This is a genomic window from Bacillus sp. FSL L8-0654 (assembly GCF_038629965.1).
Taxonomy (GTDB): domain Bacteria; phylum Bacillota; class Bacilli; order Bacillales; family Bacillaceae; genus Bacillus; species Bacillus safensis.
The window spans coordinates 2,837,459-2,853,687 of sequence record NZ_CP152026.1 but is presented as its reverse complement, the minus strand read 5'-3'; the positions used below and the strand labels follow the sequence as shown (position 1 = coordinate 2,853,687).

At 41.8% G+C, this 16,229-nt stretch carries 15 protein-coding genes; 3 read left to right on the top strand and 12 right to left on the bottom strand.

All coding sequences use genetic code 11. The features are described 5' to 3' along the window. Positions 1-15 precede the first annotated feature (15 nt). The 6 genes from MHH65_RS14815 to malK all read right to left on the bottom strand — a co-directional run bounded on the left by MHH65_RS14815 (position 16) and on the right by malK (position 7,484). The gene (locus MHH65_RS14815) at positions 16-975 is read right to left on the bottom strand and encodes an ABC transporter permease (protein ID WP_024423311.1); all 960 of its coding nucleotides are present in this window, start codon (positions 973-975) and stop codon (positions 16-18) included. Then, entirely contained in the window at positions 976-2,022 is a 1,047-nt protein-coding gene (locus tag MHH65_RS14810) for an ABC transporter permease (RefSeq protein ID WP_024423310.1), read from the bottom strand. Next, positions 2,015-3,550 carry an ABC transporter ATP-binding protein gene (locus tag MHH65_RS14805; RefSeq protein ID WP_024425936.1) on the bottom strand — a complete coding sequence of 512 codons (1,536 nt, stop codon included), beginning with the start codon at positions 3,548-3,550 and terminating at the stop codon, positions 2,015-2,017. The genes MHH65_RS14810 and MHH65_RS14805 overlap by 8 nt, the downstream gene beginning before the upstream one ends. Before the next feature lie 158 nt (positions 3,551-3,708). Further along, the gene (locus MHH65_RS14800; RefSeq protein WP_024425935.1) at positions 3,709-4,791 is read right to left on the bottom strand and encodes a BMP family protein; all 1,083 of its coding nucleotides are present in this window, start codon (positions 4,789-4,791) and stop codon (positions 3,709-3,711) included. A gap of 394 nt (positions 4,792-5,185) precedes the next feature. Next, on the bottom strand, positions 5,186-5,893 hold the full coding sequence (locus MHH65_RS14795; RefSeq protein ID WP_024423307.1) for a response regulator: 708 nt from the start codon (positions 5,891-5,893) through the stop codon (positions 5,186-5,188). After that, positions 5,886-7,484: a malate sensor histidine kinase MalK gene (malK, locus tag MHH65_RS14790; RefSeq protein ID WP_024425933.1), complete on the bottom strand. Its 1,599-nt coding sequence runs from the start codon at positions 7,482-7,484 to the stop codon at positions 5,886-5,888. The genes MHH65_RS14795 and malK overlap by 8 nt, the downstream gene beginning before the upstream one ends. Before the next feature lie 186 nt (positions 7,485-7,670). On the opposite strand from malK, the gene MHH65_RS14785 reads away from it, so the two are divergent. Next, entirely contained in the window at positions 7,671-8,228 is a 558-nt protein-coding gene (locus tag MHH65_RS14785) for a YufK family protein (RefSeq protein WP_024423305.1), read from the top strand. A gap of 41 nt (positions 8,229-8,269) precedes the next feature. Here the strand turns inward: MHH65_RS14785 and MHH65_RS14780 are convergent, their stop codons facing one another. The 3 genes from MHH65_RS14780 to MHH65_RS14770 form a co-directional block, all read right to left on the bottom strand. Continuing rightward, on the bottom strand, positions 8,270-8,680 hold the full coding sequence (locus MHH65_RS14780; protein WP_024425932.1) for a thiol-disulfide oxidoreductase DCC family protein: 411 nt from the start codon (positions 8,678-8,680) through the stop codon (positions 8,270-8,272). An 18-nt stretch (positions 8,681-8,698) separates the two neighbouring features. Next, positions 8,699-10,600 carry a transglycosylase domain-containing protein gene (locus MHH65_RS14775; protein ID WP_268412738.1) on the bottom strand — a complete coding sequence of 634 codons (1,902 nt, stop codon included), beginning with the start codon at positions 10,598-10,600 and terminating at the stop codon, positions 8,699-8,701. Between the two features lie 107 nt (positions 10,601-10,707). After that, positions 10,708-11,886 carry an MFS transporter gene (locus MHH65_RS14770; RefSeq protein WP_029707381.1) on the bottom strand — a complete coding sequence of 393 codons (1,179 nt, stop codon included), beginning with the start codon at positions 11,884-11,886 and terminating at the stop codon, positions 10,708-10,710. A gap of 218 nt (positions 11,887-12,104) precedes the next feature. Here MHH65_RS14770 and kapD point away from each other — a divergent pair, with 218 nt between their 5' ends. Continuing rightward, on the top strand, positions 12,105-12,722 hold the full coding sequence (gene kapD, locus MHH65_RS14765; protein WP_101676433.1) for a 3'-5' exonuclease KapD: 618 nt from the start codon (positions 12,105-12,107) through the stop codon (positions 12,720-12,722). On the opposite strand, the gene MHH65_RS14760 is transcribed toward kapD, so the two are convergent. Beyond that, positions 12,719-13,111, bottom strand: a complete 393-nt coding sequence (locus MHH65_RS14760; RefSeq protein ID WP_101676432.1) for a kinase-associated lipoprotein B — start codon at positions 13,109-13,111, stop codon at positions 12,719-12,721. The genes kapD and MHH65_RS14760 overlap by 4 nt on opposite strands. A 92-nt stretch (positions 13,112-13,203) precedes the next feature. Between MHH65_RS14760 and MHH65_RS14755 the strand changes: the two genes are divergently transcribed. Next, complete coding sequence (locus MHH65_RS14755; RefSeq protein ID WP_034282549.1) at positions 13,204-13,383, top strand: hypothetical protein; 180 nt, start codon at positions 13,204-13,206, stop codon at positions 13,381-13,383. Here the strand turns inward: MHH65_RS14755 and MHH65_RS14750 are convergent, their stop codons facing one another. Together MHH65_RS14750 and MHH65_RS14745 are read right to left on the bottom strand one after the other, a co-directional pair. After that, a complete protein-coding gene (locus MHH65_RS14750; RefSeq protein WP_034282546.1) occupies positions 13,384-14,676 on the bottom strand; it encodes a HAMP domain-containing sensor histidine kinase in 1,293 nt (430 codons plus the stop codon). Between the two features lie 330 nt (positions 14,677-15,006). After that, positions 15,007-16,182, bottom strand: a complete 1,176-nt coding sequence (locus MHH65_RS14745) for a MalY/PatB family protein (protein ID WP_268412742.1) — start codon at positions 16,180-16,182, stop codon at positions 15,007-15,009. Positions 16,183-16,229 lie beyond the last annotated feature (47 nt).

The window sequence follows — 16,229 nt, the reverse complement described above, 5'->3', positions numbered from 1 at the left end:
GATCATACATCGTATTTATCGTTTTCCTTTTAGATAAGGCGTACCAAGTGCTTTCGGTGCATCGGCACGTCCGATGAAGCCAGTAAGTGCTAAAATGGTGAGCACATATGGTGCTATGAGCATATACACATTCGGTATATCTTGGAACAGCGGCAGGAGAGAGCCAATGATGCTTAAACTTTGAGCAAATCCAAAGAATAAAGCAGCGCCCATTGCGCCAAATGGATGCCATTTACCGAATACAAGCGCAGCTAGTGCGATGAAGCCTTGTCCAGTAATGGTGGCATGTGAGAAATCAAGCGCGATCGTTGAGGCATAAACAGCTCCGCCAAGACCGCCAAACAGTCCACTAATGAAAACAGCAATGTAACGCATCCGGTACACTTTGATACCCATTGTATCAGCTGCCATTGGATGCTCTCCGACTGCACGAAGACGAAGACCAAACGGCATTTTAAATAAAACAAACCAAGCAACAACCGCAAGAGCTAAGGCGAGTATAGACGTATAATAAACATCTTTAAAGAAAATATCACCAATGATCGGAATGTCACTTAAAAGGGGGATATCTCCTTTATAGAAAGGCTCTGTAATTTTATCAGTTTGTGCTTTCCCATAAATCAGTTTGACGACAAACAATGTAGCGCCAAGTGCCAGCATGTTAATCGCCACACCACTGACCGTTTGATCAGCTCGGAAGGTAATGGTCGCCACTGCATGAATCAGTGAGAACAATCCGCCAACGGCCATTCCGACGAGAAGCCCAAGCCACGGGGTCAAGGCTCCAAACGTATCAGCAAAAAATAAGTTAAAGATAATACTGGAAAATGCTCCGACGACCATCAACCCTTCAAGACCGATATTGACAACACCTGATCTTTCTGAAAAGACGCCTCCAAGAGCGGTTAAAATAAGTGGTGCAGCATAAACAAGTGTAGCTGGGACGATGATTTCAAGTATTTGCAGAAATCCCACTTATTTTCCCCCCTTTTTCTTCATTTGTTGAATCACAAGACGGATAATATAGCTTGAGGCGACGAAAAGAATGATGATCGCAATGACAATATCAACAACCTCAGTCGGTACGCCTGATTCAAGCGGCATATTTAATGCACCGACCTTCAATCCACCAAGCAATAATGCAGCAAGGACAACACCAACAGCCGTATTTCCACCTAATAAAGCGACGGCAATTCCATCAAAACCTACGCCTGTAAACGAGCCTTTAATAGAGGCATATTCAAATGTACCAAGACCTTCCATAGCGCCTGCAAGACCTGCAAAAGCACCTGAAATAAGCATCGCATAAATGATATTGCGGCGAACGTTCATACCAGCATAATGTGATGCCTGCTGGTTCATTCCAACTGCTCGTAATTCAAACCCTTTAGACGTTTTTTGAATAATGATCCACATCACGACCGCAGCAATAATGGCAACAAAAATACCGTTATGCATTCGGGAAAAATCAGTGATCTGTTCAAAAAATCCAGAGCGGAGCGAGGCAGTGGCATCGATTTTATCTGTTTTATCTTTATTATCTGTTAAGACATTTGAGATTAAATAGTTTGTGACATGAAGGGCAATGTAGTTCATCATGATAGTAACGATGACCTCATGCACATAAAAACGAGCTTTTAAAAAACCAGGAATAAAGCCCCATAAAGCACCTGCAGCAGCTGCGGTGATGAGTGCAAGCGGCAGATGAATATACATAGGAGCATGGACAGTTGTTCCAATCCATACAGCAGCTACCCAGCCAACAAGCATTTGACCTTCTACACCGATATTAAACAGGCCTGTCCGAAATGCAAAGGCAACAGCAAGACCTGATAATATATAAGGCGTCACTTGCCTGATGGTTTCTCCCATATAATAAGTTTCACCGAAAACGCCATTCCAAAGGGCGCTATAGCCTTCGATGACACTATAACCGCTTGCCAGCATAATAATGGCCCCAACCAAAAGACCAAGTACAATGGCTATAAGCGGAATCAGCAGATTTGTTAAGCGATTAGACATTTGCTTCTTTCCCCACTTCCTGTTGCGTACTTCCAGCCATTAATAGACCAAGCTCTTGCTCTGTTGTTTCTTTTGGATCAACAATGGCGACAATGCTGCCTTCGAAAATAACAGCGATCTTATCACTGACATTGATAATTTCATCAAGCTCAAAGGAGATGAGCAAAACGGCTTTGCCTGCGTCTCTTTGCTCGATTAGACGTTTATGAACAAATTCAATCGCACCAACATCAAGTCCTCGTGTCGGCTGAGCGGCAATTAATAAATCAGGATTGCGGTCAACTTCACGGCCGATAATGGCTTTTTGCTGGTTACCGCCTGACAGAGCGCGCGCTTCTGTATATTCACTCGGTGTTCTGACGTCATATTCCGCAATGATTCGTTTTGCTTTTTGATAAATATTTTTCATATTCAATAAGCCGAATTTTGAATAAGGACGCTGATAATACGTTTGTAAGGAAATGTTTTCTCCAATTGAAAAATCGAGTACAAGTCCATGTTTATGACGATCCTGAGGAATATGTCCAATCCCAGATTCGGTCACTTTACGAGGCGGGAGATTTTGAATGGCTTTCCCGTTTAGCATGATTGTGCCAGATTCTGATTTCTTTAGACCGGTAATGGCTTCAATTAATTCAGACTGGCCATTGCCATCTACCCCAGCAATTCCGACAATTTCGCCAGCCTTCACTGAGAGGTTCAACTGTTTGACCGCTTCAATTCCTCTGGCGTCTTTTACTGTGAGGTCTTGAATTTGAAGAACTTCCTCAGCTGGAGAAGCAGCTTTTTTATCTGTTTTAAATGACACTTCACGACCAACCATGAGGCTTGCAAGTTCATCTTTATTTGTGCTTGCCACATCAAGTGTACGAATGCCTTGGCCTTTTCGGATAATGGTCACGCGATGACAGGCATCCATAATTTCTTTCAGCTTATGGGTGATTAAAATAATGGATTTTCCTTCATTGATTAAGTTTTTCATAATTTGTATGAGTTCTTTGATTTCTTGAGGTGTTAAAACGGCCGTTGGTTCGTCGAAGATCAAAATGTCAGCGCCGCGGTAAAGTGTTTTTAAGATTTCTGCACGCTGCTGCATGCCGACAGAGATGTCAGATACTTTTGCGGCAGGATCTATTTTCAAACCATAGCGGTCAGAAAGCTCTTGTACTTGCTGTATGGCTTGTTCTTTGTCAATCTTTCCAAACTTCTTGGGCTCTTTACCTAAAATGATGTTTTCAGCGACAGTGAAGGTATCGACCAGCATAAAGTGCTGATGCACCATTCCGATGCCTAAATCACTAGCATCATTTGGACTAGAGATGGTCACAGGTTTTCCGTGTACCTTGATTTCACCTTTTTCAGGCTGGTACAGTCCGAAAAGCACGTTCATGAGCGTTGATTTTCCAGCGCCGTTTTCACCAAGCAGCGCATGAATTTCGCCCTTTTTTAGCTGCAGCGTAATGTTGTCGTTTGCTACAATGCCAGGGAATTCTTTGCGTATATTCAACATTTCAATGACATAATCCACAGGTTTAACCGCTCCTTTTTTAGGGTGCTGATGAAGATAAAAACTAGCAAAAGAAAAGCTGCAAAACGAGGCTGCAGCTTTTCTTTTACCACCTTTTACGAATAAAGAGGAGGTAAAGGAGAGGCAGGGGATAAGGCGCGCTTATCCCGCTGCTCAAATTAAGCTTTAAAATCTTTTAGTTCATCACGTGTTGCAGGGATTTTCACTTCACCCTTGATGATTTTTTGTTTCCATTCTTCAACTTTCTTTAATACATCTTTATCAAGGTTTTCCTTAGATGGAGAGATGTCAAGAGCGCCTTCTTTCAGACCGTATGTGATCACTTCGCCGCCAGGGAACTTACCTTCTTTTGCTTTCGTTGTTAAGTCTTGTACCGCTGTGTCTACTTTCTTAACCATAGAAGTGAGGGTGACACTTTGTTTTGTTCCTGGTACTTTTCCTTCGTCATACTGGTCTTTATCTACACCGATAACCCAAACTTTACGGTTAGGATCTGCTTTTTTCAGGTTTTTCGCTTCTGTGAAGACACCAGTTCCAGTGCCGCCAGCAGCATGATAGATGATGTCGACGCCAGATTTGTACATGCTTTCAGCTGTTGCTTTCCCGATGTCAGCCTTATCGAATGCACCGGCATATTTCACTTCAACTTTTGCTTTCGGGTTAGCTGCTTCAACACCTGCGCGGAAGCCAACTTCGAATTTTCTGACTAATTCAGAATCAACGCCGCCGACGAATCCAATTTTGTTTGATTTTGTAGAAAGAGCAGCCGCAACACCCACAAGGAATGATCCTTCGTTTTCGTTAAACACAATGCTGGCCACGTTGTCTTTTTTCACGACTGCATCAACGATCGCAAAGTGGTTTTTCTTACGTTGATCCGCAATTTCAGAAATAGCATCTTCCATTAAGAAACCAATTCCGTAAATCAAGTCGAATTTCTCACGAGCAAGTGTGTTTAAGTTTGTTGTATAGTCAGCATCTGATTTAGATTGTAAGTAATCAAAGCCGTTTTTACCTTTTTTTAGATTGTTGTCTTTCCCAAATGCTTGTAAACCTTCCCAAGCTGATTGGTTAAACGATTTGTCATCGACACCACCGACATCAGTTACCATTGCAACAGTGAATTGATCTTTATCTTTTTTGCTTTCACCGCTGTTTGAGCCAGAGTTGCCGCATGCTCCAAGGATGGTTCCTGCTGCTACGACTAAGGACAATGCTAGTCCAATTTTGCGCTTCTTCAAAACATAACCCCCTATAAAATTTAAAAGTTTCAGAAAAGTCTCGCGAAAAAAGACCGTTCTATCTCTTCTCACCCTTCTGAAGAGGGTATTTTATCCTGCTTTCTCATGAAACTTATGGAGGGCAGGAGAGAAGATGTAAGACATCAGACTTATATCTCGTTGAACTAATCAATCATAATTTATCATTTCCGATCGAATAAATAAATAGAAATTTGTTTTATTTTTAAAAAAATGTTAAATGGCTTTATTTGATGTCTTTTTATCTGCTGAAATATGATATAATGCCGCTTTTGTGATGTGCTCCGCTACAGCAGAACTACTGATATCAAGGGGTTTGTTACATCGTATGCCATAAAAAAACATCTGGCCTTTGTGAAAGGTCAGATGTAGTATTTTAAAGATATTGCTGAATCAAATTCATATTGCTCGTGTTCAGTTTATATTGGAAAACAGGACGTCCAATTGTCCCATATGCCATTTCAACATCCACCACTTCGATATCCTCAAGGAACTTCAAGTATTTTCTAATGGAGACTTGAGAGATTTCTGTATGATTGGCTAGGTCTTCAGTTGTGAAAGCCTGCTGGCCAAATGATTGAATGCTTGTCCAGATGAGTTTAAGTGTGCTTTTGGTCAGTCCTTTTGGCAAGAGGACTTTTTCCGCCTCTGCTTTTTTATGAAAAAGCTTCGCATCTAAATCATTTTGCGAAATGCTGTTCATGGATTGATACAGGGCGTGTTTCCGTTTGTACTCTGCCAGTGCTGATTGGAATCGTTCGAACTCAAAAGGCTTAATTAAATAATCAACTGCTCCGTTTCGCATCGTTTGCTGTACAACATCGACTTCATTTGCAGCCGAAATGACAATGACATCAACGGCATGATTTTGCTGGCGAATTTCTGTTAGTAATGCCAGTCCATTTTGACCAGGCATATAAATATCGAGCAGGACGAGGTGTATGACTTCTGTTTTTAACACTTCAAGTGCCTGCTGAAAGGAGGTGGCAATCCCCTTTAACTCAAAACCGTCGATTTGGGTCAGGTAGCGTTTGTTCAGCTCCCCAACCATTGGATCATCTTCTACTATTAACACATTAATCATGTGAATCCTCCTTTTGTTTATATGGAATGCGGAGACTAAAGGTCGTTCCTTCTCCTTTTTCACTCGTGACAATCATATGTCCGTTCAATTTCTTGATACTTTGGTCAACGAAGTAGAGTCCGAACCCTCGGTCTTCTCCTTTAGTTGAAAAGCCTTGATCAAACATGATGTCTTGTTCTTCTTTCGTGAGACCAACACCTGTGTCCGTGATTTCAATGTGAAGCTGCTCATGGACATATCTGAAGGAGATCGAGATGTTTTTCGTGTCAGTATGTGAAACAGCATCGAGTGCGTTATTTAACAAGTTGCCAATCACGGTAATGAGATCATGCGTCACTGCCGGGTCCTCTGTATTTGGCACTTGTGTGCTGCAAATAACCTCCAAGGCAGCGCCTTGTTCCCTGATATAGCTTTGTTTTCCTAGTAAAAATCCTGCTAAAACAGAGTTTTTCACATGGTTGATGATTTCATTTGTTTCCGTTTGCTGATAGATCGCAATATCTTTGATATAGGTGCCAAGATCATCGTAGTTTTTGAGCTGAACCAATCCTAAAATGACATGCAGCTTGTTCATAAATTCATGTGACTGGGCACGGAGCGCATTCGCATACATTTTGACCCCGCTAAGCTGTTCAGCCAGATGTTTCACTTCTGTTTTGTCACGGAAGGTGGCGATGGCTCCGACAATTTCACCTTTTACCGTAATTGGCACTTCATTAAAGACGAGCTCCAGTCCATTCATTCTCACGTCACGATCAAGCAGCGGCTTGCGTGTTTCAATGACCTGTTTTAAGCCGCTTGAAGGGAGGAGAGTTTGAACATCTTGTTCTCTAGGATCAACCATAATGCCCATATTATGAAAGAGCCGTTTTGCCTCTGCATTGGCCAGTTTGATTTTACCGTGCTGATCGACGGCAAGAATCCCTTCTTTTGTTGATTCTAGCATGGCGCTTCGTTCTTTTAACAATGTGGCGATCTCATCCGGCTCAAGTCCAAACATAATCTTCTTCACTTTTCTTGCCACAATGAGTGCCCCGATGATGCCAGATAGAAGGCTGAGTGATGTGACGAAGTAGAGTGGAAGTAAGCTTTGATGAATAATCAAGTCAATTTCCTTTAACGTAATCCCGACGGCCACAGCCCCAAGCTGCTTTCCATTTTGATCATAAACAGGAACAAAAGCACGCATGGATCTGCCGAGTGTTCCAGAAGCCGTACTAATATGTTCTTTTCCCTGTAATGCTGCTTTTTCATCACCGCCGGCAAACCGCTTTCCAATCTTCTGCGGATTCGGGTGTGTTTTGCGGATACCGTTCATATCCATGACGACAACGAATTCGGTTTTGGTGATTTGCTGAACACTTGTTGTATATTTTCGTAATGCGGAATATGAATGATTTTCTAATGATTGTGCGGTGATCGGTGCCTCTGCGACCATTTTGGCAGTAGAGAGAGCAATGTCACGTTCCTGCTGATGGATGTTCTTGGCTGTTTCCGACCATATCGTAAAGAATGTGATACAAAGGGAGATCAGGACAACGATGCACACAAAGATCGTCAGCCGTGTTTGCAGTCTTAAAGTTTTTTTCACGAGTATACCCCTAACGCACGATTTTTTTCGTAACAGTAATACTTTAACGGGAAAATGTAAGTTTGTGAAGGAATGTACGTGCAAAATCATAAATTTGATTTTGCTGTCAGTTTACTTTGAAAGCATCTTGTCAATCCGTTTTAAGTGAGCCATAATAAATGTGAGCTTATGAGAAAGGATCTATTTATGAAAAATACATATTTGACTGGATATTTTCCGCTGATTTCAATTTTACTATTCAGCTCTGCTTTTTCGATTTTCACAGTAGGTATCACGACTGATTTCTTGACTCAAGCAGGCATTTTAAAAGGAATGCTGGAATTTTTCTCTGAACAGGGCATTCGTCTTGCTCTCTTTGCTGCTTTTGCACTTGTTTATTTTATGATCTTATCTGCCTTAAAACTGATTGCAGATACGGTATTAGAGCTGGCGCTGCTTTTTTTCGCTAAGGACCCTGAAGGGGAGAACTTAAAGAAAATTCGGATTGCATCCGTTGTTTATTTATTTGCCAGCTTGCTAGCATTTCTGTTGACGCAGCAGCTCATTCTGCTTGTTGGACTTTTTGCATTAGCAAGTCTTGTCTATTTTATCTGGGTTGTGGTTCGCATTTATCAATCGCTTTCTATGCTGAATTTGATTGGATTTATGATGTTTATTCTGCTGTTTTGGGCGACGTTTTTGATCGGTATTTTGTACTTATTTATTAAGCTTTATAACAGTGTGATGGCAAGTCTGCCTTCATAACCAGACAAAGAAAGCATCCTCCAATGATGGAGGATGCTTTTTTATGAAAGAAACCGCTTTTGAATATCGGGTGTAGGCATCATACAAGATGTTTTTTGACCAAACCATTTATAGCGATTTTTTGCCATCAGCTGATAAAACCAATCACGGATTGGGCGAGGTATGGCAAGGAGTAAAAAGCTCCATCTGTAGATTCCTTTTAAATGCCGCGCGGCTTTTAAGATGCCTGTCGATTTCGTATAAAGGGTCCCTTTTTCGATATAAATGAATGAATTGAACTCATCTAAAGGCAAACCGTTTTCCTTTAAAATACGCTGCCCTGTATCTGATTGTAATGAAGCGAACATCATCCGTTCATTCGGATCGCGCTTAATCACAAACTGAACAGCGCCGCTGCACACGTTGCAGACACCGTCAAATAAAATTAAATGGGGTGGATGTGTTGAATGCATCGCAATCAAACCTCCTGTTTATCTGGCGTATTGCATCGTATTTTTCCAAATACGTAAGTGCGGGCTTGAATTGTAAATCGATTCGACCGTTCCTCTATCTCTTCCGACCCAGACACCCATTGTGTACTGATCTGTCAGTCCCACAAACCAAATATCTTTGTAGTCATTGGATGTCCCTGTTTTACCACCGATGTAAGGGGAATTGAAATTCGCTTTTTTCCCTGTCCCACTTTTCACAACGGAGGTAAGCAGCTTACGCATCGTTTCATTTGTACGCTGAGAATATACTTGCTTTGGCGACTCTTTCCACTTGTAAAGGGTCTTACCGTTTAAGTCTGTCACTTTTGTGATCGAATGACTTTGTGTGTAGGCTCCTTGGTTGCCAAAGACGGTATATGCATCTGTTATTTCTAGCGGTGAGAAGCCTTTCGTAAATCCGCCAAGTGCAGAAGGAAGGCGGTAATCATCCGCTACAATATGCTCAAATGAGAACTTCTCTAAATAGCTGAAGCCTTTTTTGACACCTACTGTATCCAGCATTCGGATCGCAGGGGTATTGTAAGAATGTTTAAAGGCTGTTTCAAGTGTAACTGTTCCATACGTTTTATGATTATAGTTCTGCGGACAGTATCCGCTGCTGCAAAACTTGCCGGCACTGATGGTGCTTGAAGCCGTTGCGCCGGTTTGATCAATATAAGGTGCATAGTCTAAAAGCGGTTTAATTGCAGAACCAGGCTGTCTTTGCGCTTGATAAGCGTAGTTAAAATCAAATTTCTTATAGTTTTTCCCGCCAGCAAGTGCAACAATTTGATGCGTTTCATGATTAATGACGGCTGATCCGCCTTCCACACCTTGGTAAGGCAATTGAGCATTGAGCTGATAGACGGCTCTTTGCTGTAAGGAAGGATCAAGCGCCGTATAAATTTTCACACCATCCTGGAGCAGGGCACTGACCTTTTCAGATAATTCTTTTTGAATCGCCTTTTTCGCTTCAGTTGTTTTGGCTTTCTTCAATCGTTTTGTAAAGCCCTCCTGATCAGACACAAGATCGGTAAACTCTTCATTGGCATATGTCACATAATCAGGGTATAGGTTTTTCTTTTCACTTAAAGAAAGGCTGATTTTTTCTTTGACGGCTTTTTTGTATTGCTTTTTGGTGATGACGCCATCTTTCTTCAAAATACCAAGCAGTCGTTCTTGGCGTTTCTTTGTGTGCTTGAACTGCTTTAATGGGTCATACAGTGTTGGGTTGTTTGGAATAGCAGAGATAAATGCCATTTGTGCAAGTGTTAAAGAACTAAGCGGCTTATCAAAATAGTAATTAGCCGCAGAACCGACACCGTAAACACCATTACTGAAATAAATCGTATTTAAATAGCTTTCGAGAATTTCATCCTTCGAGAATTTCCGCTCAAGTTCATAGGAATAGAGCAGCTCTGTAAACTTTCGGCTGAATGAACGTTCATGGCTTAAATATAAGTTGCGGGACAGCTGCTGTGTGATCGTACTCGCTCCTTGGCTGATGCCATGGTTTTTGACATTTGCAGCAAGGGCACGAACAACCCCCATAAAGTCAATTCCCTTATGGTCATAAAAGTTGCGGTCCTCTGAACGAAGGAACAGCTCCTTCACAGGTTCAGGGATTTTATCGTATTTCACGAACACCCGGTTCTCATCATTTGAGACGATCTCGGAGATAAGAGAACCATCCCGGTCATACATATAACTGTTTTGGGAAAAATCTATCTTTTCCAGCTTGATTTTTTGATCAAGCACTTCGTTAACAGGCTTTACACTTGCAGCTTCTTCCTTTGATAGATAAAAAGTCAGAACAAATAATGGGATGAGGGCAGCAAGTAATAACCAACCAATAATTGCACGAAACATGAGGTCACTCACTTTCTTCAATTTTCTAGCCATATCGTACCATTCTTTTGCGAATACGAGAAGGTTATTTTTAGAAAAGAATGGGCGTGAAGTCTAGTGAATAAGGCTTTTACGCAAGAAAAAAGAGTATCTGAAGATGATCAGACACTCCTTTCATTCGTCTTCGCATGCGAGCGGACCGCCCATAAAAATAACGCACCAAACAGAAAAATGCCGGCAGTGACATAAAAGACAGCTGGAATCCCGTAATGACTCGCCACAATGCCGCCGATCACCGGACCGACGACATTCCCAAGAAAACGGAAGCTGACATTGTATCCGAGCACTTCTCCTTGCATAGAAGCAGGTGCTTTGATCCGGATATACGCCGTCGTACACGGAATAATTCCGCCAAGTGCCATCCCGTATAGGAAACGGAAAATGACTAACATGACGTATGAATCCGCCATCGCTTGCGGGATGAATAAAATAGAGGAGAGGATGAGAAGGGCAAGCAGCACCTTGTCGTGACCAATTCGATCTCCGAGATCCCCCCATTTTCGCGTGAACAGCAAATTGCCAAGTCCAGTTGCAGAAAAAGCAAGCCCCGCATAAAAAGCGAGATTGACAGGACCATGTAAATCATGAATGTATAAAGCCAAAAGCGGCTGTATGCTAAAGTTCCCTACCTGCGTAATAAACGTTAAAAGCATCGTGACCACAAGCAAAGGCTGTTTGAAAATGTGAATGAGTACATCCTTCCGTGAGTAAGAAACTCGCTTTGCTTCTTTTGACCGGATCGGCTGTTCCTTTACTCCGAAGATAATCACAATAGCTGACACATAAATGACAGCCGCTGTGAGGAAAAACGTATAAATAAATCCGACGCTGTCTGCCATGAATCCGCCCATTAACGGACCAAACAATCCTCCGGCGACATTACTCATCTGCATCGTTCCAAGGGTTTTACCAGCAGTTGCCTTTTCAGTCTGTGCAGAAATCAGTGCCATTGAAGTCGAGATAAAGCCTGTGACAAGCCCCATGAAGAGCCTTAGTGCAAATAGCTGATACACGGTGTGCACAAGCCCCATTAATAGAATACTTGTGGCGATGCCAATACCGTTAATTAATAATATCTTTTTATAGCCATGCCGGTCGCCAATCCGCCCCCAAATCGGAGAAATCAGGAAGGCTGTTAAAAACGTGACCCCAAAGACATATCCGCTCCATCTTTGAACAAATTCATTTGAATAGCTGCTATCAAGAGATTCTATGTAAAGTGATAAAAAAGGGACGATCATTGTAATACTCGCAGATACAAAAAAGTTCACAAACCACATGATGTACAAGTTTTTCTTCCTGTTTGTGATAGAGACCACCTTCTTTATTTATTTCGTGTTCCTTAATAATTATAAAGGAAAATAAACGATCTTTCATCAGATGAATAGGTTGGGCATAGTGAATCTGCATTATTTTCACGAAAATGAAGTGATTTCAAGGTCCGTCTTAATATAATGGTATGAGAATGAAAAGCTGACGAAAAAGTGAGGTGAAACTGGTGGAACAGAAGACGGTGCTTGTGGTCGATTTTGAATTTACGATGCCTGATGGAAAATATCATCCACAAAACTTTTTTCCTGAAATTATTGAAGCTGGGGCAGTGAAAGCAGCAGATGAAACGATCATAGACACATTCTCTAGCTACGTCAAACCGAAAAAGTTCCCGAAGCTGACGAAGCGCTGTAAATCTTTCCTCGGAATTACGCAGGAGGATGTAGAGAGCGGGATTTCATTTGAGGCGTTTATCGAGAAGCTCGCGTCACTTGATGGGGGAGAGAATTGTGAGATTATTACGTGGGGCAACATGGACATGAAGGTACTGAAGCAAAATTGTATGCTCAATCATATTACCTTTCCTTTTAAGGGGAAGCTGAGGGATCTGGCTTTTGAATATAAAACCTTTTTTGGTGACCGCACACTGACAGGGCTTCGAAAAGCGGCAAAGGAATACGGCAGTGAAGGAGCTGGTAAGCATCATAAAGCACTCGATGATGCCATGACGACTTATCAGCTGTTCACCCTTTTTGAAAAAGACAGAGCCTATGTGGAAAATCCGCAAACAACCAAAATTGGTGAGCTGATCGATTTCTCACATTTTTTTGATTCGGCTGATTAGCGGACGTCTTCGGGAAAATAATCTTTTTCAAGAGAAGATAGGCACGCACTTGATTTTTCAGCCCATTTAGAATCATCCGCACGGAGTGCTTGTTTCAATTTATCTACAGCTTCTTTCAGTGACTCTTCATAATCAGGTATATCGCCATCATAAGGCTTCACCATATGATGAGGAATATTTGTTTGTTCTCTATAGGCCAAAGCCCGCCTCTCTTGAAAAAAAGGCACGTCTGCTTCTTTCGGATGATGCAGGTCGCCTTGAGTGGGATGTGTCAGAACGGCTTTTACTTGAACGAGAAAGGTCGATGGTTTCACTGCTGTCACTTCCCCAACGTATACACCTGTTTTATAAAAACCTTTCACAACTTGTCCAATTTGAATGTCTGTCATGTGAAATTCCTCCATTTCCTTCTCATCGGAAGGTATTTCATTTCTTTTAGCCAATATAGTGAAGTAAACGAGCAAAAGGGGGGGAATGGCGAATGATGTCGTTCATCGTACTTTTTCTACTGTATTTTCCTGAAGATAAAAGGGAGTACATCCCAGCGGCTATCACCACGGTGATTTTCTTTATTGCTGCGTTTATTTGTTTTCGGCTCATCGTTCGTGCATCTAAGAAGCAGGAGCGCATAGATGAAAAAAGAACAAAAAAAATGGATTAATCATTTTCTTCTTGTATCTTCAGGAAATTTCACGGTGACGGTTGTTCCAGATTGCAGCGAGCTTTTGAAACGAATGGTTCCATGGTGATTTTCAATAATAGAAAAAGTCACTGTCAGCCCAAGCCCAGTCCCTTTATTTTTCAAGGTGTAATAGGGTTCGCCAAGCTTTTTCATTTGGCTTTCTGTCATACCTACGCCGTTATCAACGAAATAAAGGCAGATCTTATGATTTTCTTTTGAAGCAAAAAGTTCTATTTTCCCTTCATGTTCAGGAGCCGCTTCTATCGCATTTTTGATTAAATTAATCATGACTTGCTTGATCTTCGTTACATCCCCTTGAATGTATAAGTCAGGTTCAATGGATTGATGAATTGTGACCGATTTAAAATTCGCATAGGATGTCATCAGTGATGCACATTCCTCAAGTAATTTAGAGAGATTAAGAGATTCAATTTGATAATAGTTTTGTTTTGCAATGTCAAGATAGCTCGTGATAATGTCCTGCGCACGGTCTAACTCGGACAGAACGAGATTCTTATAATCTTTATTGGCAGGTGGTTCTTTTGTATTATCACTCGAAAAGAGCAATTGAATAAAGCCTCTCACAACTGTCAGCGGATTGCGTACTTCATGGGCAACGCTTGCAGCAAGTTCACTTACAATGGTCAGTTTTTCTGACTGGACAAGCTGTGATCTCATTTCCGCATTTTCTTTCACGAATTCAATGGAATAGATACTGAGCACAAGAAAGAATATGTAGTAAAGAGTTGAGAAAAATAACTCAAGGAGCTTTTGCTGCATAATAAAAGCTGGGCTGTATGCCATTAAGCTGACCGCAAGCAGGCCAATGTAAATAAAGAATCCTTTGGATAAACCGATAAGCACTCCGTAAAACAGCTTATTTGGCTTCGAATATTGATGCCATTTTCGGTAGAACAGGAATGGGATGAAAAAGTAAATTGGGACAACGATGAGCCCAATCCATAAGAAAGAGCCGTACATCACGAATTTGACTATGATGCTTATCAAGATGGCAACGATCCCCGCCATGTATCCTCCGTATAAAATAGCAAGCACAAGGGGAATGGATTGAAGCCCAGTCTGCAAATCTAAAATCGAACCAACTGGATACATAATACATAGTGCTGAAGAGATGGATGCGAATACTGTGATGAGCAGTTTATTCGTTTTTGGGAAATGAGCAGGGGTCCGGCTTAGCCATAGCGCATGATATAAAAAGATTGGAAATAGAATAAAAGATACATGGAGCAGAAAATCCTTGAACATTTCCATTTAAATGCTCTCCTCGTAAATAATTGTAATTCCTCTCATTATATCATTTCATGTACAAAGTAGATATGATAAAAGGAGGGTTTTTTTCTTTAAAAAGAACACCCGTTAGGATGTTCTCAGATTGCTGACAAAGGTCTAAAATGATCTTGATTTTAGCCCTTTGTCTTCTTTTCAGCGTGATAGAAAACCTTTGAAGTCTAGGAAGGACGAGTACTGGCGCGGAGCGAATTTGACATTCGTGAGCATCAGCACGCAGGACTGACAAAGAATGCGAGGGTTTGTCTACACGCTGAGAACACCCGTTAGGATGTTCTTTCTATCGTATAGGTCTTATTCAGCTGATAGCGTGAACGCTTGGTGGAGACGTTTCAGTCCTTCTCTGACTGTTTCAGCAGGACAGCCGAGATTCATCCGAATAAAGCCGTCTCCTTCGTGTCCGTACACGTGGCCAAGCTCTAGGATCACTTTCCCTTTTTTCAGCAGATTCCGTTTCAATTCCGCTTGACTGAATTGATAATCCCGAATGTCCAGCCATAATAAATAAGAAGCATCTGGTTTCATATAACGCATATTTGGAAGATTTTCGTCGATATAGTCCATCGCCGTCTTCATATTGCCTTCGAGATAAAGAACAAGGGCATCAAGCCACTCATCCCCGTGTCGGTATGCTGCTTCCATCGCTGGAATCGCAAAGGCATTCAGTTTGGACAGTCCGTTTCTTTGCACTTCATTGTTGAAAAGGGTTCTTTTTTCTTTATCTGAAATGATAATAGCAGATGCCTGGAGCCCTGCTAGATTAAAGGTTTTACTCGGCGCAATACACGTTACCGTGATATGTGCAATGTCGTCAGAAAGGCTGGCGAAGGGCACATGCTGCTTCCCGTAAAGCATCAAATCCGAGTGAATCTCATCTGAAACGACTGTGACTCCATGCTTTACACATAGGTCTCCGACTCGCTTTAATTCCTCTTTTGACCATGCTCTTCCGGACGGATTATGCGGATGGCAAAGGAACATGAGCTTTGCTTGTGGTCTGCTCAGTTTTTTCTCTAAATCATCAAAATCCATCATATAGCGGTTGTTTTCTATTTTTAAAGGATTGGTTGAGACTGTACGTCCATTTCGCTCAATCATTTGATAAAAAGGTGTATACACTGGTGACTGTATAACTACTTCGTCGTGCGGTGCTGTAAAGGCTTGAACAGCAAAACTAAGTGCCGTTACGATTCCTGGTGTGAAGGTGACGGCATCTGTCTGGATTGTCCATCCATGTCTTCTTTTGAGCCAGCCAGCGACTGCCTGCTGCGTATCCTGATCCTGAAATGCATAGCCAAATACACCGTGATCTAATCGCTCTTTCAATGCATCAAGGACGACCTGCGGTGCTTTAAAATCCATATCGGCCACCCACATCGGAAGGGCATCTGTTGTCAGGAACAAAGACTCTGCCTGATCCCATTTCACTGATTTTGAACCTTTACGTATGATCTGTTCGTCGAAATTCATGAAACCCACCTCTAGCTGTTTTTCAACCATTCTTGGTTGTGCTAAAA

What these genes read in the sequence shown, in the direction of transcription:
- MHH65_RS14785 (WP_024423305.1), top strand. Translation starts at nt 7,671, where the DNA reads ATGAAAAATACATATTTGACTGGATATTTTCCGCTGATTTCAATTTTA.
- MHH65_RS14750 (WP_034282546.1), bottom strand. Translation starts at nt 14,676, where the DNA reads ATGGAAATGTTCAAGGATTTTCTGCTCCATGTATCTTTTATTCTATTT.
- MHH65_RS14810 (WP_024423310.1), bottom strand. Translation starts at nt 2,022, where the DNA reads ATGTCTAATCGCTTAACAAATCTGCTGATTCCGCTTATAGCCATTGTA.
- MHH65_RS14795 (WP_024423307.1), bottom strand. Translation starts at nt 5,893, where the DNA reads ATGATTAATGTGTTAATAGTAGAAGATGATCCAATGGTTGGGGAGCTG.
- MHH65_RS14775 (WP_268412738.1), bottom strand. Translation starts at nt 10,600, where the DNA reads ATGGCTAGAAAATTGAAGAAAGTGAGTGACCTCATGTTTCGTGCAATT.
- MHH65_RS14760 (WP_101676432.1), bottom strand. Translation starts at nt 13,111, where the DNA reads ATGACAGACATTCAAATTGGACAAGTTGTGAAAGGTTTTTATAAAACA.
- MHH65_RS14755 (WP_034282549.1), top strand. Translation starts at nt 13,204, where the DNA reads ATGATGTCGTTCATCGTACTTTTTCTACTGTATTTTCCTGAAGATAAA.
- MHH65_RS14745 (WP_268412742.1), bottom strand. Translation starts at nt 16,182, where the DNA reads ATGAATTTCGACGAACAGATCATACGTAAAGGTTCAAAATCAGTGAAA.
- MHH65_RS14770 (WP_029707381.1), bottom strand. Translation starts at nt 11,886, where the DNA reads ATGTGGTTTGTGAACTTTTTTGTATCTGCGAGTATTACAATGATCGTC.
- MHH65_RS14780 (WP_024425932.1), bottom strand. Translation starts at nt 8,680, where the DNA reads ATGCATTCAACACATCCACCCCATTTAATTTTATTTGACGGTGTCTGC.